This is a genomic window from Euzebya pacifica (genome assembly GCF_003344865.1).
GTDB classification, from domain to species: Bacteria; Actinomycetota; Nitriliruptoria; order Euzebyales; family Euzebyaceae; genus Euzebya; species Euzebya pacifica.
Window position 1 is genome coordinate 811,165 of sequence record NZ_CP031165.1, and the last position, 25,294, is coordinate 836,458.

A 25,294-nucleotide genomic window follows, 5' to 3' on the forward strand; every position below is an offset into this window, starting at 1 on the left:
TGAAACGGGCTGTGGCCGAGGTCAGGTGAGGTGTCGTAGGTCGCCATCGCGGGTCGTGACCCCGGTGGTGTCCAGCAGCTCCAGCAGTGGCAGGGCGAACCGACGGGTCGTGTCGAGCGCCTCTCGTGCCTGTGACGCCGTGAACGGTCCGCTGTCGGCCTGCAGGGCCGCCAGCCTGGCAGTCGCCCGCTCCAGGGCGCTGGCCGTCATGGCCGCGTCCAGTCCGGGCAGGTCCACGAGCTGACCGGTCGACCGCAGGACCGTCAGCAGGTCGTCGTCGGCGCACACGGCCTCGGCGACCTCGGCGAGGGGCGCAGGGCTGGCCCCCTCGGCGTCCAGCCGTTCCAGCAACGCCACCCTGGCTGACTGCTGGGCCACCGTCAGCCGGGGCTCGTGGCCGGGGGCGGCAACCCCGCCCGGGACGCTGGTCAGCCGGTCGCGCTCGACGAGCAGGCCGAGCAGCGGGCGGATGACGTCGAGGGGACAGCCGGCTTCCCGCAGCCGCCGTCGGGGAACCTCCGGGTCGACGGCGGGCAGGGCCGGACGTCGCTGGTGGAACGACACGACGGCGCTGACGGCCAGCCCGCTCCACAGCGCGAACTCCTCCGGGTGCACCAAGTGGTCACCGACCACGATTGCGTCACCCGCCGCGATCGCGTCGGGGCCGGCGTTGGCGTCGGCCAGGACGGCCGCGGTCGGGGCGGCCCGTCGTGCCTCGACCAGCAGGCGCACCCGGTCGGCTGGGGCGTCCACGGAGCCGGCGCGCTCCAGCCGCTGTGCACGGGACCGCCGGGCCGTGGCGCCTCGGACCCGCGGGCCGGGGGCCGGGTCGATGACCGTCCCACCTCCCGCGGTCACCCCACGGCCGGACTCGCGCAGCACCACCCGGTCGCCGACGGCCAACGGCAGGGGTCGGTCCATCTCCAGCCGGACCGCGCCCACGTCGAGGAGGTCCTGGCCGGCCACGGGATGGACGTGCACGCCCACCGCGGCGGTGCCGACGTGTGCGGTCCATGCGCCCCGCCGGCCGACGACCTGCCCGTCGACGGGGCTCACCAGTGCCTCGACCACCTCGGTGGTTTGCCAGCCGCCGCCCACCACCGCGTCGCCGCGTCCCACCTCGTCGGCATCGACGCCGGAGAGGTTCATCGCCACACGCCAGCCGGGCCGCACCTCCTCCACGTCCTGCTCGAGCGCCTGCAGCCCCCGCACCCGCACCTCGCGGTCCAGCGGCAGGACGTGCAGGCGATCACCCACGGCCACCGCGCCACCCTGGAGGGTGCCGGTGACGACGGTCCCGGCCCCGCGGATGCTGAAGGCACGGTCCAGCCACATCCGCGGACGCCCGTCGTCGGGGACGGCCGGTGCGGCGGACAGCATTGCCGTCAGGGCCACGCGGAGCTCCTCCAGGCCGGCGCCGGTCGTGCTGGACACCGGCACGATGGGGGCGTCGGCCAGCGCGGTGTCCTGCAGCTGGTCGGCCAGCAGCTCGGCGGCGATCCAGGCGGTCTCCTCGTCGACCAGATCGACGCGTGTCAGGGCCACGACGGCGTGGGTGGTGCCGAGCAGCTCGAGGATGGCCAGGTGCTCGGCGGACTGCGGCATCCACCCCTCGTCGGCGGCCACGACGAACAGGGCCGTCCGAACCGGCCCCGCCCCGGCCAGCATCGTCGGCACGAACCGTTCGTGTCCCGGTAGGTCCACGAAGGCGACATCGCCGACGTCGGGCAGCGTGGTCCACGCGAAGCCCAGGTCGATGGTCAGCCCCCGACGCTTCTCCTCCGCCAGCCGGTCGGGATCGCGCCCGGTCAGGGCGGTCACCAGGGTGGACTTGCCGTGGTCGACGTGCCCGGCGGTGCAGATGACCCTCACGCGGTCTCCTCGGGCACCGTTGCCGGGTCGGCCAGGATCACGCGGACGTCCTCGATGGACTCCGACCCGGTGAGGAACACGACCTCGTCGCCGGCATGCAGGCGGGTCGTGCCCGACGGGGTCAACGACTCGCCGCCGCGTCGGATACCAGTGACCAGGGTTCGTTCGGGCCACTCGATGTGCTGGATCTGGCGACCGTCGGCCAACGAGGCGGGCGCAACGACGACCTCGGCGAACCGGGTGTCGGCCAGCTCCCGCAGCCGTGAACGGTCCTTTCGTTGCTGCACACCCATGCTGCGGGTGATCGCCCGCTGGTAGGCCTGCACGAGGTCGCTGCGGCGGATCAGGCCGACCAGCTTCCCCCGGTCGTCGGCGGCGACCACGGGGATGCGGCCGACGTTGAGCGCAGCCATGCGGCGCACGGCGCGGAAGACCGGGTCGTCCGGTGTCACGGTGGACACGGTCGTGGTCGCGATGTCGCCGACCGTCAGGTCACCGGGGTCGGCGTCGCCCAGCCGGGCATCGACGTCGGAGCGGGTAACGATCCCCGCCAGCCGACCGTGGGCATCCACGACCGGGTAGCCGTGGTGGCCGGTCGCGACGAAGCGCTCGGCGAGCTCCACCACCGGCAGGTCGGCGGTGACGGTGTCGGGATCAGTGGTCATGACCTCGCCCACGGAGACGGTCTGCATGACGTCGATGTCGTCGGGTTCGGCGTAGACCACGCCGTCGCGCCGCAGCTGGCGCGTGTAGACCGACCCCTCCCACAGGCGGTCGGCAAGGAAGGTCGCCAGGCCGGTGGCCAGCATCAGGGGCAGGACGAGCCCGTAGTCGCTGGTCAGCTCGAACACGATCAGGATGCCGGTCAGCGGGGCCTTGCCCGATGCGCCGAACGCGGCGGCCATGCCGACCAGGGCGTAGGCGCCGGGCTCGATGCCGGTGCCGGGCAGCACGACGGTGGCGACGTGGCCCAGCGCACCACCGAGGCTCGCCCCGATGAAGAGGGTGGGTGCGAGCTCGCCCACGGGGTGGCCGCTGGCGATGGAGCTGTTGGCGGCGAGGATCTTGCCGACCATCAGCACCAGCAGGAATCCGGCGGCTGCCAGGCCGGTCCCCGGACCGCCCTCGATGAAGGAGCGGACGGGGTCGGTCCCGACCGCCGGGGACAGCAGCGGCAGCGGGGGGTTGTCGTGCCCGGTCCCGAGGACCTCCGGCAGCCCGAGCGCGAGCACGCCGACCATCAGCCCGCCGATCGCCGGCTGGATCCAGTCGGGCAGCGGGCTGCTGGTGAACCGGCGCTTCATCGCCTCCTCCGTGGCCATCGAGGTCCGGGCCACCAGGACGGCGAGGACGCCGAGCGCGGCGTAGAGCAGCAGCTCGCGGGGGTCCTCCAGGACGTAGTCGCGCTCGACGGCGTAGATCAGCTCGCCGCCGAGCAGCTGACGGCTGATCACCGACGACAGCACGGCGGCGATGACGACGACCTGCAACGAGCGCACCTTGAACCCGCCGATGATCACCTCCATCGCGAAGAGCATCCCGCCGATCGGCGCGTTGAAGGACGCGGCGATGCCGCTGGCTGCGCCGGCCGCGATGAGGGACCGGCTGCGTTCCTCGTCCAGGGCCAGCCACCGTCCACACGTCGACCCGACCATCGAGCCGAGCAGCACCATGGGGCCCTCGCGGCCGCCCGCAGCGCCGGTGCCGATCGACACCACCGTGCCGACCCCCTTGACAAGCGTGCGCAGCACGGGGATGTGGCCGGCATGGATGGCGATGGCCCGCATGGTGGCCGTGACACCGGAGTCGTGGCTCTGCGATCCGCTGAGGACCCTGAGCCCACCGACGACGAACCCACCGAGGACCGGGACGGCGATCACCTGCCAGCGGACGGGGCTCGGCCCCCAGACGAACCCCTTGACCAGCACGATGAGGGTGACCAGCAGCACGGCGAGGAGTCCGGTGCCGATACCGACGGACGCGGCGATCGCGAGCATGGCGCCGTCGTTGCGGCTGCGGTCGAGGATGGAAGAGCGCAGCGCAGCGCGACCGGTCCGCGTCAGCGGGTTCCAGTCGCGCATCGTCGTGGCGGCGCGCATCAGCAGCTGTCCAGGGCTCGTCCGGGGGGTGGGGCTAGTTGCAGAAGGTAGGGCGAATACCACCCGTTGTGGTCATGCGCGGTGGGTGGTGGACCTGTCAACGTACTCGTTGGACAATCACGGCCGGGAGCCGCGAGAGACGCGGTCCATCGCCCCGAACGGGCACGGTCGAGCTGCCACTGGAGGCGATCGTGATGACGGAGTCCACTGCCCGTCTGCTCCTCGTCGCGGTCGATGCCGACGCACAGCGCCGGTTCCACGAGCTCCACGCCGACGCCGATCGGCTGACGTGGGAGATCGCAGTCGCCGACGACATCGATGCGGCCAGCCGGCACCTCGGCACCGCGCCCGTCGACGCGGTCGTTCTGCCGGCGGTGATCGCCGACGCGATGTGCTTGGCACGGATCAGGCGTGCGGGCAGCGATGCGGCGGTCGTCGTGCTGCGCGAGGACGTCGCCGACGACGTGCCCCTCGAGCCGCAGGACGTCGGGATCCAGAGCACCCTCGACCTGTGGACGCTGGACTCCCGCACGCTGGCGCTGACCGTCCAGCTGGCCATCGAACGTCACCGCCTGGCGCTGGAACAGGCGCGGACGCGTCGACAGGCCGAGCAGCTGGCCGCGGTGGCCTCGTCGCAGGACCCCCTGACGGGGCTGCCCGTGGGCGAACCGCTGCTGCAGGCCGCCGACCGGGTGCTGGCCGACGCGATCAGGTTCGGCCGACCGCTGACCATGGGGCTGCTGGAGGTCCACGGACTCGACGGGCTGCGGGCAACGCACGGCGACGGGGTCGGGGACGGCGTGATGATCCACGTGACCGGTCTGCTCGTCGCCTGCCTGCGCACCAGCGACCTGTTGGGTCGCCTCGCCGGTGACCAGCTGCTGGTCGCCATGCCCGGGACCGACGCCGCGTCGGCGATGCATGCGGCGCGACGGATCCAGGACGCGCTGCACGAGCAGCCCTGCGCGGTGGGTGAGGCTCCGCGGACGCTCGAGGTCACCATCGGACTGGCCGCGCTGGCGGGCCTGATGGCCGTCGACGAGCTGGTCTTCCGCGCCGACTCCGCGCTGATGGCAGCCCGGGTCAAGGGGCCGTCGGGCCTGCACCTGATGCCCGAGCCCGCGGTCCATTGACAACGTCGCAGGACTGACCGCGCTCACCGGTCAGGACCACCGGTCGGGTCGCCCGTGGCCGTCGGCAGGGTCGCGCGGAGGGCGTCGACCACCAGAGGGTCGTCCTCGGGCGCGACGGTGCGCAGGTCCACCAGCACCGCCTCGTCGGCGACCCGCACGATCACGGGCGGGTCGGTGTGGCGAAGCGCCTCGGCGACCCGGAGCGGGTGGTCGAGGTCCAGGCGCAGCACGGGGCCGGTGACGCCGACACCGGGGGCCGAGCCACCGCCCACCATCGTCGTCGCCTCCACGACGGTCCCCCCGACCCGGCCGCGGAGGGCGTCCACACGGGCACGGAGGTCGTCCTCGTCGAGGGCGAGCAGCGCATCGACCGTGCCGCCTGCGCCCCGCCGATGCGCGTCGAGGGTCGCCACGAGCGCGGCCAGCCGGAGCTTGTCCAGGCGCAGCGCCCGGGCCAGCGGATGACGTCGACAGCGTTCGACGAGGTCGGCGCGACCCACGACAAGGCCCGCCTGGGGTCCGCCGAGCAGCTTGTCGCCGCTGGCCAGGACCAGGTCGGCGCCCTCGTCGATGGCGGCGCGCATGGAGGGTTCGTCGGCCAGCGCCGGATGCTCGACGGGCGCGAGCAGGCCCGAGCCGGCGTCGTGCACCAGCGGCACACCGCGGTCCCGGGCCACGTCGGCGACATCGGCCAGCCGCGGTTGGGTGACGAAGCCGTCCTGGGTGAAGTTGGAGGGGTGGACGGTCAGCAACACGGCCACGTCGTCACCCTGCCGGTAGTCCGCGGCGCGGGTGCGGTTGGTGGTGCCGACCTCGAGGAGGCGCGCGCCCGAGGAGGCCATGACGTCGGGCAGGCGGAACGACCCGCCGATCTCCACGAGGTGCCCCCGGCTGACCACGACCTCGGCGCCGGCGGCCAGGGCGGCCAGGACCAGGACGAGCGCCGCCGCGCAGTTGTTGACGACAAGGGCGTCCTCCGCACCGGTCAGCTCGGCCAACAGGCCATCGACGTGGGTACCGCGGGAGCCGCGCCGGCCCGTGTCGAGGTCGTACTCCAGGTCGCAGTACCCGGCGGCGTCGGTCATCGCCTGCACCGCGGCCGCGGACAGGGGGGCGCGGCCGAGGTTGGTGTGCACGACCACCCCGGCGGCGTTGAGGACCCGACGTGGTCCCGGCCGGGGTGCGGTGTCCAGGGCATCGGTTGCACGACAGATGATCGCCTTCGCGTCGTCGGCCGGACGCCCCTCGGCGATCCGGGCCCGGCTGCGGTCCATCTCGGCGCGCAGCCGCTCGACCACGGGTGTGCGGCCGTGCCGCTCGATCAGCGCCGCCGAAGCGGTCAGCAGGTCGTCCATCCGTGGCAGGTCGGCGTAGGGGTTGGCTGACGCGTGGGCCATGGCGCCGGCCAGCCTCGCACACCTGCCCCGTCCGGCACGATCGGGGCCTCCCTCGCCCATGCCCGACGCAGGCCCCGATCGCGCCCGACGGGGGAGGGGGAACGCGACCGAACGCAGCGATTCGTGGGTGGTCCGTCGTCGCCGGAGCGCGCCTGCGACACTGGCCGGGTGACGGAGCGGACGTGGGTGCTGGTCGCCGAACGGGGGCTCGAGGACGGCGGGACCGATCTCGTGTTCCGCGCGCTGCCGGGGCGCAGGCCCCGTGTGCGCTACCACGTGGGGGAGGAGGGGCCGGTCGCATCGATCGTCGAGGGATCACTCGAGGATGCCGTCGACGGGGTCCCGCAGGCCGAACGGCCGCTGTCGGCCGAACCCGGCGGCGACGTGGTCGTCGTCGAGGGGGCTGGTCCCCGCACCGACGCCGAGCTGCCCACCAAGCCGGGCAGCGACGCGCTGGAGCGGCTGCAGCGCGGTCGGGACGCGGTGTGGGACCGCACGACCGTCGATCCACAGGTCCGCGGCCTGCTCGACGCCACCTTGTCCGACGGCGACGGGGTGATCGTGCCGTGCATCGGGCGGCACGTCCGCCGGATCGTGGTCACCGACGACAACCGTCTGCTGGTCCTCACCGAGCTGGCCGACCAGCCCCGCGGCCAGCAGGTCCGTGGCGATGACCTCATCACGGTCGGTGAGGCGCTGTGGCTGACCCCCCGCGAGACCACCGACTCGCGCATCACCGTCTATCCCGAGGCCTCGGTCCGCGCCGCCTACGAGGACGGCCGCTGGATGGTGCGGGCGGACCACCCCGAGCAACGCATCACCCTCGCGCTCGCGCTGGACTTCCCCGCCGAACGGTTCCGCGACGCCTGAACGAATTCGTCGGATCAAACAACATTCGTGCAGGAGTGTCAGCGGTCGGCGTCGAAATGGCATGGCAGAGCCGACGACCAGGAGTTGCCATGCACCCGCGCGTTCCTGCGCCAACCACCCCGCGAACCGACAGCCACGGGGTCACCCGACGTCGCGTCCTGACCGCCGCAGCCGGTGTTGCCGGCGCCGCCGCGGTCGGGGGCCTGCCGATCCCCGGCGTGTCCACCGCACGGCCCGCGAACGCGGCAGCCCGGCCGACCGGCGACCGGCCGAACATCGTCGTTGTCCTGGCCGACGACACCGGCTGGGGGGCGTTCGGCGCCTACGGCCAGCAGCACGTGGTGTCGCCCAACCTCGACGAGATGGCCCACGACGGCATCGCGTTCACCGACACCTACGCCGGCGCCCCGATCTGTGCGCCGTCGCGCTGCTCGCTGCTGACCGGCATGCACACCGGGCATGCCCGCGTCCGCGACAACAACTTCACCGTGACCGGCGACGAGCCCACCCTCCTGCCCGAGGACACGACCTTCGCGCAGGTCCTGAAGCGGGCGGGGTACGCCACCGGGGCGTTCGGCAAGTGGGGCTTCGGTCCCGACGACTGCTACGTCCCCATCGGGGCAGGGGTGGCCCCGGGCATCGCGGCACCTTCCGAAGGAGGTGGCGGCCCCGTCGGTGACCTCGAGCAGAACGTCGGCCACGACAGCCACCCCCTGCAGAAGGGCTTCGACGAGTTCTACGGACTGGTCCGGCACCACCACGCGACCGAGGGGTACTGGCCCAGCTACCTCTGGGACGGCAACCAGCGCGTGATCATCGAGGAGAACGAGGGGGGCGAGGTCGAGGAGGTCTACGCGCCCACGGCCTACGTCGAGCGCACGCTGGACTTCATCGAGCGCAACGCCGACCAGCCGTTCGTCGCCTACGTCGGCCTGCAGAACGCCCACTGGCCCAACCACGTGCCGTCCACCGAGCCCTACACCGACCGGGTCGGCTGGACCGAGGAGATGAAGCGCTACGCCGCCCAGATCACCCTCATCGACACCTACACCGGGATGATCCGCGACAAGCTGGTCGAGCTGGGACTGGACGACAACACCATCGTCTTCGTGTCCTCCGACAACGGCCCGACGGAGGAGCGGGCGGCTGTCGGCGGGGGCGACGAGGCCCGGCACACCACGCCGTCGGTGGACTCCGCAATCGCCGACATCGCCTGGGACATGACCGGCGGCCTGCGGTCCAAGAAGCACTCGATGTACGACGGCGGCCTGCGGGTGCCCATGATCGTGTGGGGGCCCGGACTGGTACGCACCGACGGCGCGACGGTGGGCGCAACACCCTGGCAGTTCGCCGACCTCCTGCCCACGCTGGCTGACTTCGCCGGGGCCGACATCCCGCCCGACATCGACGGCGCGAGCGTCAGGGCCTGGATCACCGGGGAGTCCGACGGTGAGATGCGGCCGCTGTACTTCGAGCGCCCGCCCTACGCCGGCCTCAACGTGGACGGCAAGCAGAACGCAAGCAACACCTACGTCCAGGTCGTCCGCGAGGGCAAGTGGAAGTGCCTGCGGCACGCGCTCGGCCACACCGACCCCAACGCGCCCGACGAGCGGTGGGAGGTCGAGCTGTTCGACATGCACGCCGACCGTGGGGAGACGGTCAACCTCGCACTGCTCAACCGCGACGTCGTGGGCCGGATGGTCACCACGATGAAGGCCAGCCACGCCCCCCAACCCTTCGCGCGCGAGCCGTGGCCGCCGGCGCAGTGATCACGCGGAGCCGGCGCGGTCCGGGAGGCCCTCGGCCGCCGCGACCCTCAGCAGCAGCCGTCGGAGGGTGCGCGCGTCCTCCTCGCCGAGGATCGCGGCGATCCGATCGTCGATTGCACGCATCGAGGCGTAGGCGTGTGGAGCGGACTCTCGACCGACGGGGCCCCAACGTATGAGCTTCGCGCGGCCGTCCCTGGGGTCGGGCACCCGTTCGAGGTACCCCTCCTCCTCGAGCTCGGTGACCATCTGGCCACACGATTGCTTTGTGACCCGGCAGCGTTCGGCGAGGGCCGTCAGGTGCACCCCGTCCGGAGGAATCATCCCCAGCAGGCGGCTCTTCGCCAGCGACTGCGGATAGCCCGCGGCCTCGAGACCGGCGAGGAACCGGTCGGTCACGTTGGTGAAGAACAGCTCTGCCAGGGCCAACGTCGGTGGCTCGTCCCCCCCGTCGTAGGTGCCGGTGAGCACCGGGTTCGGCTCATCAGAGGGGGTTGACGACATGTCGTCAGTATGCCTTACTAAAACCGTAAGGCAGCCTGACTACCTTCCGAGGGGGCCCACCATGGCGTCACGATTGCTCTTCAGCACCACGGCCGGCATCGGTCATCTCCACCCGCTGGTCCCGCTGGCGCGGGCGGCCCACGCGTCTGGTCACCACGTGCGCGTCGCGGCACCGGCCTCCCTCACCAGCCGCCTCACCGAGCTCGGTCTGGCACACGATGTGGTGCCCGATCGCTCGTCTGCCCAACTCGCGGACGCCAACGCGTGGTTCGCCCACGCCGCAGGACTGGACACCGAGGACGGCAACGCCGTGGTGCTGCGAGAGATCTTCGGGCGGATCAACACCGCCGCGACGCTGCCCCGGTTGCTCGCGCTCGTGGACGAGTGGGCGCCTGACCTGGTGATCCACGAGGCGCTGGAGTTCAGCGGCCCGCTGGCCGCGGAAGCCGCGGGCGTCGCCCACGCAACGGTCGCGATGTCGACTCATGGGGTCCTGCGGCACTGGCGGCACGACGTGGCCAGCGGGCTCGCGGGACACCGTGCCTCGCTGGGCCTGGCGCCGGACGCCACCTGCGACCCGCTCCTCGCCGAGGCGCCGTACCTGACCAGCGTCCCAGCGTCAATCGAGGGTGACGGACCGCTCCCCCGAACGACCATTCGCTACCGCAGCGAAGACCTGCACGACGTGGGCCCGGCCCCAGGCGAGCGTGACCCGGGGAGGCCGCTGCTGTGGGCGACCTTCGGCACCGAGGCCGGACGGATGCCCGGGATGCTCGACCGGGTGGTGCTGCCCATGGCGGACGCCGTCGGCGACCTCGACGTCGACGTGCTGCTCACCACCGGCCACGCCTACGAAGCGCCGCCGCTGCCGGCCAACGTCACGGTCGAGCGGTACGTGCCCCAGGAGGACGTGCTCGCGCACGCGACCGCCGTGTGGTGTCACGGCGGGTTCAACACGACGTTGGCGGCGCTCCGTTTCGGGCGGCCCCTCGTGATCAGTCCCCTCTTCGCCGGCGACACGTGGTTCAACGCCGAACGGGTGGCCGCCGTCGGGGCGGGAGTGGCGCTCCACGATCTCGACGCCGCCTCGATCCGCGCCGCCCTGGAGCGGGTGCTGGTCGAGCCCCGATTCAGGGCCCGCGCGGTCGATGTGGCCGCGGAGATGGCGGCCCACCCGCCCCCCGGCGAGGCCCTGGCCAGCATGCTCGACGTGGCCCTCGGTGTCGCGGCCGTGGCCGGTTGATGGTCATGGACGCCCGAGGAGGGAGGAACGTCGTGCGACGCATCGCCATGCTCACGGTCGCCGTGCTCATCGCGTCGCCGGCCGCGGCGGCCAGCTCCAACGGCCAGGGCCCGACCGTTCGGGTCCATCACGCGCCCGTGATCGCGGCCATCGGCGGCCAGGACCTCGACCTGCACGTCGCCGCGTCCTCTGACTGCCTGCTCTTCTGCGGGCCCCTGGTGGCCACGGTGACCTGGACCAGCGACCAGCAGGTCACCGCGCGATCGCGGACCACGACCCTCGACGGGCCCCACGCGCTGGCGCACGGGGCGCTCACCATCCCCGGGCCGGCCGTCAGCGCTGGCCTGACCTACCGGATCACCGTGACCCAAGCCCGCTGCCAGCTGCCCGGGTGGCGGTGCCACACCGGTGGCGCGTCCACAGGCCCTCACACCGTGCTCGTCGCCAGCGCGACCGATTGAGCAACCCGCAGTCCAACGACACCGCCACGCAGTCAAACGACACACGCAAAGGAACGACCATGCGACGCATTGCCCTGCTCCCGACCGCCCTGCTCGTGATCGTCGCGCTCATCGCCGTGCCGGCGGTGGGTGATGACGACGGCCACGACGGTCACCGCCACCTCGGCGAGGTGGCGGGTGGCCCCCTCGGGGCGCTCGACGACGGTTCGGTGCTCTTCTGGGAGGCACCGCACATCGCTTGCTCGGGGGACCCGTCACCGGACGGCATCTCGGCGCCACCGACCTGCGACCAAGGCGAAGCCTTCTCCTGGACCTTGGTCGTCGTCGACGACGACGCCGACGTGCTGCGCGTGGACTTCGACCACGCCTACCGGCAGGACGACTTCACGCTGGTCGTCACCATGCCCGACGGGGAGACCGTGGAGAAGGCGTCGCACAACACCTACAGCGAAGGGGTCGTGATCTCCGATCCAGCCGAGGGCACCTACGAGGTGACCGTCCAGGTCGTGCGGACCGCGGGGGCCATCGTCAGGGTTCGCGCCGGCCTGCTCGAGGTCGACGACGACCGCGATGACGACGGCGGCGAGCCGCTCCTGCCGAACCTGCGGACCACCCCACCGTTCGAGATCGGCTTCGCGGCACCCATCAACCCGACCAACAGCACCTTCTTCGCTGGCGACGACCAGAACCCCGGCGTCATCGTTGGCGGACGGGCGCTGTACTCCTGCACACCCGACGAGGTCCAGGAGGTCGCCGACCCCACGCGCAACCCCGACCCGAGCGTGCTGACCCGTTGCCTGCGGTTCACCACGGGACCGCACAACGTCGGGCAGGGCCACTTCGACCTGCGATTCCCCATCCCCGACCGTCTGGTCGAGGACCGGGACCGGCTGGTCGAGATGACCCAGCACGTCCACCGCACCGACGGCACCACGTCCGAGCGGCCCGCCGGCACCTACGAGTACCACGCCACCCACGGCCACTGGCACTACACCGACATCCTGTTCTACGAGCTGCTGTGGGTCGACCCCGCGACACGAACCACCACTCCTGTCGGGGTGGGCCACAAGTCGGGGTTCTGCCCGGGGGACCAGGGCTACGGCGAATGGCGGTCCCTGGATCAGCAGCCGAACGGCGCGGTGAACGCGACGCGCAGCGGGTCCTGCATCATCGTCCGTAGCCAGCTCGACGGGGCCATGGGCCTCACCGCCGGGTGGGGCGACTACTACCGCTGGCAGCGACCCGGACAGTTCGTCGACTTCTCCGGTCAGCCCGACGGCGAGTACGTGATCCGGGCCACCGTCGACGTCCTCGACAACGTGCTCGAATCAGACGAGTCCGACAACGCCAGCTACGCCCACGTCCGCGTGACGGGCGATCAGGTCGAGATCCTCGAGCGCGGCTACGGCGACTCGCCGTTCGACCCCGACAAGGTGCTGGCCGACGACCACCGCGGCCAGTACCCGATCGCGGCGCTCGACGACGCCGTCATGCAATGACGGTCAGCCCCGGTCGCGACGGAGGACTGGGCTGCCACACTGGCGGGCATGAGCGATTCCAGCTGCTGCGCCCCGACCCGCGCGGGAACCGCTGCGCCTTCGCCTGCTCCTTCACCGGGCATCGGTGCGTACGACTGTCCGGTCGCCGATCTTCCCGGTGGGGCCTTCGCGATGGGCTACGAGGGACCGTTGGCCAACCCGGGGGAGGGGGAGGATCCCGTCCGCGAGGTCGAGGTGGCCCCGTTCGCCATCGGGACGACCACCGTCACACGGGCGGCGTTCGCGGCGTTCGTCGAGGCCACCGGGTACGTGACTGCGGCCGAAGAGGAGGGATGGTCGTTCGTGTTCGCCGACTTCGTCTCCCCCGACGCCAGCGTCCGCGGGCGGGTCGCTGGGGCTGAGTGGTGGGTGGCGGTCGACGGGGCGAACTGGCGTCATCCCCACGGACCCGGATCGTCGGTGCAGCCAGACGGGGACCACCCGGTGACGCAGGTCTCCTGGAACGACGCCGGCGCCTACGCCGGATGGGTCGGGGGCCGTTTGCCCACCGAAGCCGAGTGGGAGTACGCCGCCCGGGGCGGCCTGGAGCGCAAGGTGTTCCCCTGGGGTGACCGGTTCCGGGTCGCGGGCAAGGCTGGCGCGACCATCTGGCAGGGCGACTTCCCCTCCCACTCCAGGAAACGGTTGGCCAACCGCGCCACGGTGTCGGTGACCATGCTGCCGCCCAACGGCTACGGCCTGCACCACGCCGTGGGCAACGTCTGGGAATGGACCGCGGACGCGTGGTCGGTGGCTGATCGGACCGATGGCAGCCGGCGCGTCCGCAAGGGTGGTTCCTACCTGTGCCACGACTCCTACTGCAACCGGTACCGCGTGGCTGCCAGGGACCACTCCGGGCCCGATGACGCCACCGCCAACATCGGCTTCCGCGTCGCGTTCGACCGGCCGCACTAGGATCAGCGGCCCCATGACTGACCGCCACCGAGTTCCGTCCACGCCAGCCGAGGCGCCCCCCACTCGACCAGCTGCGACCGTCCTGCTGCTACGCCAGCACGAGCAGGACGGCATGCAGGTGCTGATGCTCCGACGACACGCGCGCTCGGGGTTCGCCGCCAGCGCCTGGGTGTTCCCGGGTGGTGTGGTCGACGCCGGCGACGCCACGCTGCCGGAGGGGACATGGACGGGCATCGATCCCGACGCGCTGGCCGACCGGTTCGGGCTCAGCCCGACGGCGACGCTCGCCATGCACGCCGCCGCCGTCCGCGAGACCTTCGAGGAGGCCGGCGTCCTGCTGGCCACCCACACCGACGGCAGTCCCGCCGACGTGCCGGCCGACGAGCTCGCCGCGATGCGCGATGCGCTCAACGACCGCACCGTCGAGGCCGACTGGCACGGGTTCCTGCAGCGTCACGGCCTGGTGCTGGACCTGTCGGTCATGACGTACTGGTTGCGATGGGTCACCCCGATCCAGGAGCCCAAGCGGTACGACACCTGCTTCTTCCTCGCCCCCGTCCCCGCCGACGCCGAACCGGCACACGACGCGGTCGAGACCACCGAGTGTCGCTGGGTGGCCCCGGCCGACGTCGCGGCCGGAGACGAGCTGCCGGTCATCTTCCCCACGTGGAAGACGCTGATCTGGATGGCCGAGCACGGCACGGTCGAGGCGCTGCTCGCGGCGGCCGCCGGACAGGCCACGGTCGGACCGATCCAGCCGCACATCGAGATCGACGGCAACGGGTCCTACAGCGCCATCTTCCTCCCCGAGGACGACGAGTACCCCCACGAGCTCTACGCGTGACCGAGGAGACGCCCCCGCCCGCCGTCCGGACCCTCGACGGGCTGACTCGTGTGGTGCTGGCGCCCAACGCCTCACCGATGACGTTGGAGGGCACCAACACCTACCTGCTCGGCGACGCGTCCTCCGGCGGCCTCGTGGTCGTCGACCCGGGCCCGGACGATCCGGCCCACCTCGCACGGGTCGAGGCCGCCATCGACGGTGCCGACGTGGCTGCGGTGATCATCACCCACCACCACCACGACCACGCCGAGGCGGCCGGGTGGGCGGCCCGATGGGGCGCCGCGCTGCGGGCGTTCGACCCCGGCTTGATCCCCGAGGCGTCCACCATGGCCGACGGCGAGACGCTGTCGGCAGCCGGTATCGACCTGACCGCGCTGCACACCCCCGGCCACGCCTCGGACCACCTGTGCCTGCGGATCCACCAGACCGACGTCGTCCTGACGGGGGACCACGTGCTCGGCCGTGGGTCGACCGTCGTCAACTGGCCCGACGGCGACATGACCGCCTACATGGACTCGTTGCGCAGGCTGGCCGGTGCGCCCGGCGCGCGGATCTACCCGGGGCACGGCCCGGAAGTGGACCGCCCCGCCGACAAGATCGCGGAGTACCTCGCCCACCGCGAGGACCGCGAAGCCCAGATCCGCGCGGCGATCGACGACGGTGCCGACAGCCCTCCGGCGATCGTCCGAGCCGTCTACACCGACGTACCGGAGATCCTCCACCCGGCCGCCGAGCGCAGCGTGCGCGCCGTGCTGGCCATGCTGATCGACCGTGGCCAGGCCGACCCGGCGCTGATGCAGGAGACGGGCGATCCGATCGAACCCTCCACCCTGGCCGGCCATGCCCCAGCTGGCACCGGCCCCGACGACGAGGAGCAGCGCTGATGGCGAACGAACGACCCACGGACCCACGCGTGGTCGGGGTGATCACGGGCGTCGCCGTCGTCGTGCTCGTCCTCGTCGTTGTCGGGCTGGTGACGGCCGGCAACGACGGGGATCAGATCGCCATCGACGGGCAGCTGACCGCGACCCCCGTCACGTCGGCCACCGAAGCCACCGACGCGCCCACGACCGAGGCATCGACGGCACCCACGGCGCCCGAACCGGGTGAGGAGTCCGAGACCAGCAGCGGGACGGATCCGGCTGCCACCGACGAGCCCTCGGGCGACGACGGCTCCTCCACGGGCGCACCCGCCGACCCCACCGACGGCAGCGGCGAACCCACTGATGGCGACGCGGCGGCCTTCGTGGAGTCCCTCACCGCAGGGGAGATCGACTCCAGCGACGTGGTCCTGGCCGACCTCGACGCCGATGGCCGCAACGAGGTGGTCGTCGCCGGCCTGCTCGGGGGCCGGTCACGGATCGATGTGGCCCGCTGGAACGGCACCACGTACGTCCTCGCCGATTCGGGTGAGGGTGGGTCGGCGGAGGCCATCGAGTCGGTACGGGTGACCGACGTCAACGGGACCCCCGAGACCGTCGAGGTGGTCGTGCGGCAGACCAGCGGCGGGCAGGGCGAGAGCATCACCCTGTGGTCGCTCGTCGATGGCGAGGTCGTGCCGCTGCGTGCCGCGGGTGGTTGCTGGGACGGATCCAACACCTACGGCATCGTCGGCGCGGAGGTCAGCGGCGGACGGATCACCGCGACCTGCGACGGATCACCCGATCCGATCGTCGCGTGGCCATCGGATGTCTACGAGTGGGCGCCGGAGGACGGGGTCTTCCTCTACGTGGAAACGTTGGGCTAAACCACAAATAGTCGATTGTCAAGGGGCTAGTCCAACCGGGTAGATTCACTGCCACAACCGCGGCGTAACGTTGCGTTTCCACAGAGCTCGTGAGCGGGTTCACGAGTTCGAACCCGTCGGCCACCGTCGCCCGTCAGGAGAACCCCCTTGAGCATCCAGCTGCCCCAGGCAAAGTCCGTTCTGCGAAATCCGAGCCAGGAGGAGCTTCGCGAGCTCGTGGCGAAGATGCCCAACGCCGAGCTCACGGAATACGGCAACTACAACGTGACCGTTCGTGTCACGTCGCGGTCCGCCGGCTCGACCTTCCTGGTCACCGACGACCCCGACTCGACCCAGGTCCAGACGATGTCGACCGCGGACTACGCCAAGGAAGCGGCACGGCAGGACGCCTACATCGCCGAGCAGGACATGGTCCTGGTCGAGGGCTACATCGGCCCGGAGAACTCCCCGATGCGTCGCGCTGCACGCGTGTACATCGAGGCGTCCAACTCCAACATCCCCGCGATGCAGCAGCAGCTGTACTTCGACAAGGACGCGGAGTGGAACGAGGACGACGCCCTCACGATCATCTACACGCCCAACTGCCCCGCTGACGGGTTCCCGGGCGACAAGCTGGTCACCATCGACCTCCCCAACGAGGTGACCCGCGTGTTCAACATCGACTACTTCGGTGAGTCGAAGATGGGCGGCCTGCGGATGTGGATGGACTGGGTGTACGAGCAGGGCGCCCTGGCCATGCACTCCGGCGCCAAGGTCATCCCCACCGACGACGGTGACAAGGTCGCCCTGATCGTCGGCCTGTCCGGCACGGGCAAGACCACCACCACCTTCCAGCAGCAGAACAACTCCCTCCCCGTGCAGGACGACATCGTCGCGCTGGTCGAGGGCGGCGACGTGTACTCCACCGAGGACGGCTGCTTCGCCAAGACCATCGGCCTGGACCCGGCCTACGAGCCCACCATCCACGGTGCGCTGACCAAGCAGGAGTCCTGGCTGGAGAACGTCGCGGTCACCGACGGCAAGGTCGACTTCTTCGACGACTCCTACACCGCCAACGGCCGCGGCACCTTCCCGCTGAAGGACATCCCGCACTTCGACCCGCGCAAGCTGGGCAAGGCCAACTTCCTGCTGATCCTCAACCGCAACGAGTCGATCATTCCGGGCGTGGCGCGCATGACCTCGCCGGAGCAGGCCGCGGCCTACTTCATGCTCGGTGAGACCAAGGGCACCTCCGCCGGTGGTGCTGCCGAGGCCGGCAAGTTCCTCCGCGTGCCGGGCACCAACCCGTTCTTCATGCGGTTCGACTACATGCAGGGCAACCGCCTGGTCGAGATGATCGAGTCCATGGACTACGACTTCGGCGTCTACCTGATGTCGACCGGTCGTGTCGGCGGCGGCGACGACGTCGAGGGTTCCAAGAAGATCAAGATCCCCCACTCCTCCGCCATCGTGAAGGGCATCGCCGAGGGCACCATCGAGTGGGAGGTCGACCCCGAGTTCGGCTACGAGATCGCCACGTCCGTGCCGGGCATCGACGACATCGAGATCCTGCAGCCACGCAAGCTGTACGAGGCCCAGGGTCGCAGCGAGGAGTACGCCGAGCTCGTCGCCCGCGTCAAGGCCGAGCGCGACGAGTTCATGGCCAAGCACGAGGGCCTTCGCCCCGAGATCGTGAAGGCGCTGGGCTAGCCCCGCCGCCCACCGAGCACTCGCGAACGCCCCACCCCCGGTGGGGCGTTCGCCGTTGCCGAACGGTTACCGTTGACCGACATGACCGACACGACCGGGTTCAGCCTGCGGGGGCTGCTGGCGGACACCACACCCGTGATCTGGCTGATCACCGCCGCCTGGACGTTGCTGCTGTGCCTGTGGTCGGTCCTGCCCCCCATCTTCTCCGCGCCGGACGAACCGCAGCACATCGACACCATCATCGACACGGTGGGACGGTCTCCACTGATGTGGGTCACGCCCGACGGCGACCGGATGAGCAACGCGATCCTCGAGGCGCAGGATCGGTTCGGCTACCGGACGCGTGATCCGCAGAACCCCGACCTGTTCCTCGACGACCGGCGGCTCGGGGGACGGGCAGCCGAGGAAGCCTTCCCGAGGGACGAACGCCCGAGCGTCGCCACGTTGTCGGCCGCCGACCGGCTGCCGAGCAGCCGCCTGAACCAGATGTATCAGCACCCCCCGCTGTACTACCGCACCGCCGCGTGGGTGATCGGGGCGATTCCCGGGTGGGAGCGAGTGGGCCTCGATGTCCTCGTCGGCATCATGCGGCTGCTGTCAGTGGTCGTGGTTGCACCGCTCCCGGTCGTGATGGCGGGGCTCGCCAGGGTCCTCGACGGACGACGGTCCCTGGAGCTGTCGGCAGCGCTGTCCCCGTTGCTCGTCCCCCAGCTGGCCCACCTCGGATCGGTGACCAGCAACGACGGCCTGCTGTTCGTCCTGACCGCGTTCCTCGTGCTGCTGCTCGCCCGGGTGTACCGGGGCGACATCAGCCGTGCGACGGCGACGTGGGTCGGCGCGATTCTTCTCGCCGCGATGCTGACCAAGGGCTTCGCGCTCTTCATGCCGGTCGCGGTCGTGGCTGCCTACGGTGGGGCCGTCAGGGTGTCGGGCGTCGAACCACGGGCGGCGATGACGCGACTCCTGCGCAGCGCCGCCATCGCCGGCCTCTCCTTGTGGTGGTACGGGGAGAACCTGCTTCGCTTCGGCGGGGTGCAGCCCTCCGTTGCGGCCCCGCCGGCCGCAGACGAGCACGGCTCGGTCCTCGGGTGGCTCGGACGTGCGTGGATCACGCAGACCCAGACGTTCTGGGGTCGGTTCGGATGGGCCGAGACCGGGTTCGGCGAGGTCACGACCACGACGCTGTCGATCGTCGCGATCGTGCTCGTGCTGATCGCCGTCCGGAAACGGGAGGGAACCCTGCTGACCGTGCTCCTGCTGCCCGGGGTGCTCGCGATCGTCACCACCATCGGTCAGTCGTGGACCTCGTGGGACACCATCGGGACCATCCGGGCGGTCCACGGACGCTACTTCTTCGTCAGCCTCGCCGGGTTGTTGCTGCTGATGGTGATGGGCCTCCATCGACTCGTCGACCGCTGGCCGCCGCTGGCTCGGTGGACGTGGACGCCCGTGTTCGTCGCGGGTGTGTGGCTCCATGCGTCGTCCTGGCTGACGGCAGTGGAGTACTTCTGGACCACCCCCGACGCGCCTTCACTCAGCGACGGTGGCCGCGCCCTCCTGGCGTGGCAGCCGTGGCCGCCGTTGCTCGTCCAGATCACCGCCGTCGCGCTCGCCCTCCTCGGTATCGAGCTGCTCAGGCGCCTGGTCGTCCTCTCCCGCGCTGACGGGACCACGTCGGCCCACCCGTCGGAGGAGCAGCACGAGCCCGAGGACGAGGAAGACCACGTCCCCGCCTGACGTGCGCAGGGGTGGCGGCGCCGCTTTGGTCATCAGCAACGACCCGTGGACCGAGCGCGAGAGCTCGAGGGCCGCGTGCCGTGAAATGCCGCCGAACCCGCCGACCAGCAGGAGCTGCTCGACGTCCTGGCCCGCGAGGAGCGACAGCGCCGGCACGTTGGCCGCCGAATCGTTGCGATCGACGAGCAGCAGGAGTCCGTCCACGGCCTGCGCCGCGGTGGCCGTGGGGATGGCGTCGGCGTACAGGCCCGTGCCCGCCACCAGCACCTGCTGTCCGCGGCCCTCGGGATACCGCCCGGCGACCGCGACCGCCATCTCGACCGGTGTCTCGCCGGAGATCCGCTCCAGGGGGAGCCCCAGCTGCTGGACCTGTCGGGTCACCTCCCCGTCGATGGCGTTGACGTCCCCCACGACGAGGACCCGGTCGGGCTCGATGCGGCGCAGCACGCGGCGTGCCCGGTCGTCGAGCACGTCGGGCGGGGTGAGGAGCAAGGGGGCGTCCAGCGCAGCGGCCAGGCCGGCACCCAGGAGCGCGGCCTGCCAGTCCATGTCCGGCGTCCTGGGCATGGCCCCGACGAGCACCACCGTGTCGACGGTGTCGCCAGCGGCCTCGGCGAGGCGCGCGGCCGTGGCGTGGACGGTGCCGGCATCGAGCCGTTCGACGGCCATGCCGAAGTCCTCCAACGCAGCGACCACCTCGGGATCGATCTGCTCGGGAGAACCCACGACGGTCACCGCTGACGCCTCGAGGCGGTCGAGCTCGGCCTCCACCTCCTCGGGCAGGCGGAGGCCGTCGGTCAGGAGGAGCGGCCGGCCGCTGATCGCTGCGAGGTGTGTCCCGAGGATCATCGTTGCCGGGTGGCCCCCGGGGACCAGGACGACCTCGTCAGCCGTCGCGAACGCGTACTGCATGGTGTTCACGGCCGTGTCGAACCGGTTCTCGCCGACGATACGAGTGACCGAGACGACCTCCTGCTTCTGGGCCGCGGCAGGACCGACCATGGTGCCCAGCAAGGCCCCGACGGCCAGCAGGACCAGGAACACCGAACCGGCAGGACGAATCACGGCCTCCGAGCGTACTCGGAGGCCGTGGTGATCCGGGAGGACTGGCGTGCAGGTCAGTCCGCTCGGACGATGCGCCGGCGACGCTGGAGGGATGCGCCCAGCAGCGCCAGGATGCCGGCGGCGACGGCCCAGTCGGGGCCGCCGAACATGCCAGCGGTGTCGGTCCGGCGCTCCTCCTGCATGGCGATCGCGTCGGGGTCCACCTCGGCGATGAACTCCTCGTGCAGCACGTCGAGTGCCGCACGGCTCACCGAGTCGACGTCACCGACGACCCGCGCCTGCGACAGGCCGGCCGAGACCGCCGCGTAGACCTCCGTGCTCGTGTCGGGACCGTTGTCACCGTCCACGAGGGCCATGATCTCGCCACGGATGGCTGCCACCGGTGCAGCGGCCAGCGCGTCGTGCCAGTCGGCGCCCGACGCCAGCCACAGCCGCTGGGTCGATGCGCCCGTCGACAGCGACTCCTCCACGACCTCCAGGGAAGTCCCGAAACGCGAGTCGCCCGCCAGCCGTCGGGTGGTGAACCCGGCGTCGACGATGGCCTGCTCGGTCGCGGCGCTGACCGCGGCGGTCCCACCGACGACGACGACCTCCGACGGTGACAACGTGTTCAGCGCGGCCACCGTCTCCTCGGGCAGTCGGTCGCGGTTGACCAGCAGCACGGCGTCACCACGACGGCCGGCCTGCGCCGCCGCGGCGATCGGGTCGGGGAATCCGCGCAGGGCCTCGGCGTGCTCGCCCTCGGCCACGTACACGGTCCCGGTCGTCGACCCGACGCGGTTGGCCGCCAGCTGGGCGGTCGCGAACCGGTTGGACCCGGCGATGCGCTCGGTGGTCAGCCCCATCGTGCGGAGCTCGGCCAGCACGTCGTCGGACACCGCGGCCGTGCCACCCATCACGATGGCGCTGGTCGCACCGAGCCGCTCGATCTCCGCCGCAGTCTCGGGCGACAGCGAGTCGGTGGCGGTGTACAGCAGCGGGGCGTCCTCCATGGCCGCCACGACCCCACCGGTCAGGTTGTCGGCGTACACGTCGTCGCGGCCGATGACGACCGTGTCAGCGCTGCCCAGCTCGCGGCTGACCCGGGCTGCCGTCGCCGTGTAGCCGTCTCCCGAGATGCGCGCGAAGTCGGGGTCGAACGGGACCTGGTCGCCCATCTGTGCGGGGGCAGGCAGGGTCACCTGGTAGACGTCGATGGACCCACGGCCCGCCAACGTGTCCGCCGAGACCCCGATGTAGGTGAAGGTGCCGTCACCGTTGTCGATGACGTCGAAGATCGCGGAGACCCACTGGTCGGTCGACGGCTGGATGAAGTAGCCCGTCTCGACCCACTCGAAGGTGCCGTCGGGGTACTCGATGTAGTCCACCACGCGGGTGCCCTGCGTGTACCAGGCCATGAACACGCGGTTCTGGCCGGGGATCTGGTGGAAGACGTGGGCGGTGCAGAACGCCGCCTGGGGCTGGGTCTGCACCGACGTGCGGTAGACCGCACGTTCGCCTTCGGGAGTCAGCGCGTAGGCGGCCTGGGCCGCCTCGGGGCTGCCCGGGTTGACGCGGGTCAGGCCGTCCACTGAGTAGGCGTGCAGACCGCCGTTGCCCTCGGGGTTGTCGACCCCGGGTGCGCAGCTCGCGCCGGGCGGCACCACGCCGCCGCCGCGCTCGTCGGAGGCGATCAGGTGGCGACCCGAGTGGGTCAGCTCGGCCTCGTGGTCGAAGTCGATGTCCAGCGCGGAGCCGAACGGCGAGACACTCGCGGTCCCCGTGCGTCCCGAGTGGAAGATGGAGCCGAGGTGCTCGACGCCCTCCACACCGGGTGCGCCCATGGCCAGCCAGCTGGGGATCGTCAGGTCGACGTCGTCGACGCCGACGACGCAGTCGTACACCGTCGCGCCGGTGGCCAGGCCCGGGGGCAGTGGCGCACTGGTCGTCGTGGCACGCGCCGCACAGGGCAGGGCGTCGCCGTTGACGGTGTCGTCGGAGTAGTCGTCGGGCGTGCCGTTGTCGTCGAACGCGCCGGACATGTCGAACACGTGCAGCGCCTGCCCGGACCCGCAGGTCAAGCGGTCGTCGGGGTAGATCTCCAGCTCGTGGCAGCCGTAGACGGTGCCGGTGAGGCTGTGGCCGAGCTGGGTGTCGAGGTCACCGAAGCGGTAGCGGAAGGTCTCGGGCTGGCAGGCAGCGCGCTTGTCCTCCGTCGAGGTGCCCTCGGGGAAGTCCATGCACGACGACAGGTCGACGATCTCGAAGCCGTCGAGGTCGAAGGCGTCGGAGTCGCCCTCGCACTCGTTCTGGCGGATGAGCTCCTCGACGTCGCCGTCACCGTCGCAGTCGGTCTCGTCAGCGGCCACGGTGATCGCGTCGGAGGTCACCGAGAAGGCGATGTGCGGCCGCTTCGGGTCGATGTTGACGGTGTGGGACTCGCCGATGTGGCTGATCAGCGCCAGCTCGGTCGGCGCGGTGACGTCGGTGATGTCGACGATCTCCAGGCCGCCCTGCGGCACACCGGAAAGTCCACCCGCGCCCTGGTCGTGGCAGCGGCCCGGCGCATCCGTGGCGTCGATCAGCAGCTGCGCGTCGCTGGTGTCGGCCAGGGGGTTGGTCTCGTTGAGCAGCACGCTGCCCTTCGGGGTGGCCTCGACGTCGTGCTGGAGGCCCAGCGCCCCGGAGGCGTCGGTGACACACGACGCGGAGGGGAACGCCGACACGAACGTCGGCTCGATCGTCTCGCCGCCGTTGGTCAGCTGCACGATGGCCTGCCCACCGTCGTTGGCGCCGGCCGCGAGCGTGCCGACCGCGACGTAGGTCTCGCCGTTCTGGGTGAAGAAGTCGAGGTCGGTGTGGGTGTTGCCGGTCTCGATGGTGGCCAGGGGTTCCCACGAGATCCCCTCGACCCCGCCGGAGACACCGGGGGTGCCGGGTCCGACGAGGGCGTCGAAGCTGGCTGGGTGGTCTGCCATGGCCGGAGCCGGCAGGGCCAGCAGCAGCGCCAGCACGGTGAGGGGCACAAATGATCGTCGTGACACCGAGGAATCCTTCCGCATCGAGGGTGGGTCCGCCCGGACCCGTCGTGACGTCCTACGTCCGGCGTGGCCGTACGGTTACGGCTGATGCTCCCGCGCATCAGCCGACTGATTCTGCCATCCAAGGTGCTCCGCCCACGTGTCTCCCCTCGAAACCGTTGTTCTCGCCCACCCGCTGACCGAACCGGGCGGACTGGGGCTGCCGCCGCTGTTCCTGGCCACCGTGGTCGTGGCGATCTCCACGGTCCTCGTCCTCCGCCTGCCGACCGGTGCGCCGCAGGTGACTCCGGAGGACGCGGCGGGCCACGGCACGCCCGGCGGGCGGCCCTCGATGGGCACCGGTGAACGGGTGGCACGCACGTTCGCCGTCGCGATCCTGCTGCTGGTCGTGATCGCCGGCCGCTTGGGGCAGGACTCCCAGCTCGACAACATCGCACCGTCACTGGCGATCGGGCTGGCATGGCCGGGGCTGCTGGTCGTCGCGCTGGTCGGTCGCGGATGGTGGGACCGCATCAACCCCTTCGACACCCTCGCGAGGGGGCTGCAGGCGCTGGGCGGTCAGGGCGACCCGGTCGGTCCGGCACCGCTGAGGGGCGGGCGGTGGTGGGCGGTGCCCGCTGCACTCGCCTGGACCTACTACCTCGGGGTGTACTCCCAGCCGCTGGAGCCAAGGGTGGTCGGCGCCGTGGTTGCCGGCTACACGATCCTGATGCTCGCCGGGTGCCTCGCCGTGGGTCGCCGCCGATGGCTCGAGGCCGGTGAGCTCCTCACCGTCCTCTTCGGGACCATCGACGGGATGCGCAACCGCCGGACGCGGCTGGCCTCGGACCGGGGAACCACGGTCGTGATCGCCGTCCTGGCTGGCGGGCTGACCTTCGCAACGCTGCGGATCAGCACGCTGTGGATCCGCCAGCTACTGGGGTTGGGCATCGATCCGCTGGCAGCCACCACGACCGTGCCCGGGCTGATCGGTGTTGCCGCCCTGTCCGTCCTCGGCCTGCAGGCCTCGGAGCGCTGGGCCGTGCGGTCCGGCTCCCCCGCAGGTGTGGTGACGGGCGCCGTCGCGGTCGTGGTCGCCGGTATCGGCCTGGCCCAGGCCATGGTCCGCGAGCGGCTGCTCAAGGCCGCCGTGATCGTCGTGGCCCGGCTCAGCAACCCGTTGGGTGGCGATGTGGACATGTTCGGCACGGCATCGCTCGTACCGGCCAACGAGCTGATCGGCGAAACGCCGAAGGTGATCGTGCAGCTCTCGTTGCTCGTCGTGGCTGCAACCCTTGCGGGCCATGCAGTCCGACGGCGGTGCCCCCAGGCCCTTCGCCCTGCCCTGTGGGCGATCGGCACCTACACCGCCGTCGGTGTGCTGTCGGTCACAGCTGTCTAGATCTCGATCGGCG

General features: G+C 71.3%; 18 protein-coding genes and 1 pseudogene. 13 read left to right on the forward strand and 6 right to left on the reverse strand.

From position 1 onward, the window contains the following. Positions 1-21 precede the first annotated feature (21 nt). Positions 22-1,872, reverse strand: coding sequence for a selenocysteine-specific translation elongation factor (gene selB, locus DVS28_RS03300; protein ID WP_114590186.1), 1,851 nt, complete (start codon positions 1,870-1,872; stop codon positions 22-24). Next, positions 1,869-3,971, reverse strand: coding sequence for a chloride channel protein (locus tag DVS28_RS03305; RefSeq protein WP_114590187.1), 2,103 nt, complete (start codon positions 3,969-3,971; stop codon positions 1,869-1,871). Before DVS28_RS03305 ends, selB begins: the two co-directional genes overlap by 4 nt. Positions 3,972-4,165: 194 nt before the next feature. Between DVS28_RS03305 and DVS28_RS03310 the strand changes: the two genes are divergently transcribed. Further along, positions 4,166-5,104 carry a GGDEF domain-containing protein gene (locus DVS28_RS03310; protein WP_164709877.1) on the forward strand — a complete coding sequence of 313 codons (939 nt, stop codon included), beginning with the start codon at positions 4,166-4,168 and terminating at the stop codon, positions 5,102-5,104. Between the two features lie 23 nt (positions 5,105-5,127). Here DVS28_RS03310 and selA read toward each other — a convergent pair whose 3' ends face one another. Next, a complete protein-coding gene (gene selA, locus DVS28_RS03315; protein ID WP_114590189.1) occupies positions 5,128-6,501 on the reverse strand; it encodes an L-seryl-tRNA(Sec) selenium transferase in 1,374 nt (457 codons plus the stop codon). A 168-nt stretch (positions 6,502-6,669) separates the two neighbouring features. On the opposite strand from selA, the gene DVS28_RS03320 reads away from it, so the two are divergent. Further along, positions 6,670-7,371 (forward strand): hypothetical protein, encoded by a 702-nt coding sequence (locus DVS28_RS03320; protein WP_114590190.1) that lies wholly within the window; start codon positions 6,670-6,672, stop codon positions 7,369-7,371. An 89-nt stretch (positions 7,372-7,460) separates the two neighbouring features. Further along, positions 7,461-9,140, forward strand: coding sequence for a sulfatase-like hydrolase/transferase (locus DVS28_RS03325; RefSeq protein ID WP_164709878.1), 1,680 nt, complete (start codon positions 7,461-7,463; stop codon positions 9,138-9,140). On the opposite strand, the gene DVS28_RS03330 is transcribed toward DVS28_RS03325, so the two are convergent. Then, a complete protein-coding gene (locus DVS28_RS03330; RefSeq protein ID WP_114590192.1) occupies positions 9,141-9,641 on the reverse strand; it encodes a MarR family winged helix-turn-helix transcriptional regulator in 501 nt (166 codons plus the stop codon). Between the two features lie 61 nt (positions 9,642-9,702). Between DVS28_RS03330 and DVS28_RS03335 the strand changes: the two genes are divergently transcribed. The 9 genes from DVS28_RS03335 (at position 9,703) to DVS28_RS30110 (ending at position 19,815) form a co-directional block, all read left to right on the forward strand. Beyond that, a complete protein-coding gene (locus tag DVS28_RS03335) occupies positions 9,703-10,884 on the forward strand; it encodes a glycosyltransferase (RefSeq protein ID WP_164709879.1) in 1,182 nt (393 codons plus the stop codon). Between the two features lie 32 nt (positions 10,885-10,916). Beyond that, on the forward strand, positions 10,917-11,345 hold the full coding sequence (locus tag DVS28_RS03340; RefSeq protein WP_164709880.1) for a hypothetical protein: 429 nt from the start codon (positions 10,917-10,919) through the stop codon (positions 11,343-11,345). A gap of 59 nt (positions 11,346-11,404) precedes the next feature. Continuing rightward, complete coding sequence (locus DVS28_RS03345; RefSeq protein WP_114590195.1) at positions 11,405-12,844, forward strand: lysyl oxidase family protein; 1,440 nt, start codon at positions 11,405-11,407, stop codon at positions 12,842-12,844. Between the two features lie 48 nt (positions 12,845-12,892). Continuing rightward, positions 12,893-13,798, forward strand: coding sequence for a formylglycine-generating enzyme family protein (locus DVS28_RS03350; protein WP_114590196.1), 906 nt, complete (start codon positions 12,893-12,895; stop codon positions 13,796-13,798). Positions 13,799-13,811: 13 nt separating this feature from the next. After that, a complete protein-coding gene (locus DVS28_RS03355; RefSeq protein WP_164709881.1) occupies positions 13,812-14,642 on the forward strand; it encodes an NUDIX hydrolase in 831 nt (276 codons plus the stop codon). Then, the gene (locus DVS28_RS03360; protein WP_216826361.1) at positions 14,639-15,526 is read left to right on the forward strand and encodes an MBL fold metallo-hydrolase; all 888 of its coding nucleotides are present in this window, start codon (positions 14,639-14,641) and stop codon (positions 15,524-15,526) included. The genes DVS28_RS03355 and DVS28_RS03360 overlap by 4 nt, the downstream gene beginning before the upstream one ends. After that, positions 15,526-16,389 carry a hypothetical protein gene (locus DVS28_RS03365; protein WP_114590198.1) on the forward strand — a complete coding sequence of 288 codons (864 nt, stop codon included), beginning with the start codon at positions 15,526-15,528 and terminating at the stop codon, positions 16,387-16,389. Before DVS28_RS03360 ends, DVS28_RS03365 begins: the two co-directional genes overlap by 1 nt. Before the next feature lie 147 nt (positions 16,390-16,536). Further along, the gene (locus DVS28_RS03370) at positions 16,537-18,078 is read left to right on the forward strand and encodes a phosphoenolpyruvate carboxykinase (ATP) (protein WP_114590199.1); all 1,542 of its coding nucleotides are present in this window, start codon (positions 16,537-16,539) and stop codon (positions 18,076-18,078) included. An 81-nt stretch (positions 18,079-18,159) separates the two neighbouring features. Next, on the forward strand, positions 18,160-19,815 hold the full coding sequence (locus tag DVS28_RS30110; protein WP_342795433.1) for a DUF2142 domain-containing protein: 1,656 nt from the start codon (positions 18,160-18,162) through the stop codon (positions 19,813-19,815). Positions 19,816-19,905: 90 nt separating this feature from the next. On the opposite strand, the pseudogene DVS28_RS03375 reads toward DVS28_RS30110, so the two are convergent. Beyond that, positions 19,906-20,817, reverse strand: a pseudogene (locus DVS28_RS03375) (cell wall-binding repeat-containing protein); the annotation flags it as partial. A gap of 116 nt (positions 20,818-20,933) precedes the next feature. Next, positions 20,934-23,903, reverse strand: a complete 2,970-nt coding sequence (locus tag DVS28_RS03380) for a cell wall-binding repeat-containing protein (protein ID WP_164709883.1) — start codon at positions 23,901-23,903, stop codon at positions 20,934-20,936. Positions 23,904-24,039: 136 nt separating this feature from the next. Between DVS28_RS03380 and DVS28_RS03385 the strand changes: the two genes are divergently transcribed. Next, positions 24,040-25,281, forward strand: a complete 1,242-nt coding sequence (locus DVS28_RS03385; RefSeq protein ID WP_114590202.1) for a hypothetical protein — start codon at positions 24,040-24,042, stop codon at positions 25,279-25,281. The last annotated feature ends 13 nt before the right edge of the window (positions 25,282-25,294 follow it).

What these genes read in the sequence shown, in the direction of transcription:
- DVS28_RS03305 (WP_114590187.1), bottom strand. Translation starts at nt 3,971, where the DNA reads ATGCGCGCCGCCACGACGATGCGCGACTGGAACCCGCTGACGCGGACC.
- DVS28_RS03310 (WP_164709877.1), top strand. Translation starts at nt 4,166, where the DNA reads ATGACGGAGTCCACTGCCCGTCTGCTCCTCGTCGCGGTCGATGCCGAC.
- selA (WP_114590189.1), bottom strand. Translation starts at nt 6,501, where the DNA reads ATGGCCCACGCGTCAGCCAACCCCTACGCCGACCTGCCACGGATGGAC.
- DVS28_RS03325 (WP_164709878.1), top strand. Translation starts at nt 7,461, where the DNA reads ATGCACCCGCGCGTTCCTGCGCCAACCACCCCGCGAACCGACAGCCAC.
- DVS28_RS03330 (WP_114590192.1), bottom strand. Translation starts at nt 9,641, where the DNA reads ATGTCGTCAACCCCCTCTGATGAGCCGAACCCGGTGCTCACCGGCACC.
- DVS28_RS03335 (WP_164709879.1), top strand. Translation starts at nt 9,703, where the DNA reads ATGGCGTCACGATTGCTCTTCAGCACCACGGCCGGCATCGGTCATCTC.
- DVS28_RS03345 (WP_114590195.1), top strand. Translation starts at nt 11,405, where the DNA reads ATGCGACGCATTGCCCTGCTCCCGACCGCCCTGCTCGTGATCGTCGCG.
- DVS28_RS03350 (WP_114590196.1), top strand. Translation starts at nt 12,893, where the DNA reads ATGAGCGATTCCAGCTGCTGCGCCCCGACCCGCGCGGGAACCGCTGCG.
- DVS28_RS03355 (WP_164709881.1), top strand. Translation starts at nt 13,812, where the DNA reads ATGACTGACCGCCACCGAGTTCCGTCCACGCCAGCCGAGGCGCCCCCC.
- DVS28_RS03365 (WP_114590198.1), top strand. Translation starts at nt 15,526, where the DNA reads ATGGCGAACGAACGACCCACGGACCCACGCGTGGTCGGGGTGATCACG.
- DVS28_RS30110 (WP_342795433.1), top strand. Translation starts at nt 18,160, where the DNA reads ATGACCGACACGACCGGGTTCAGCCTGCGGGGGCTGCTGGCGGACACC.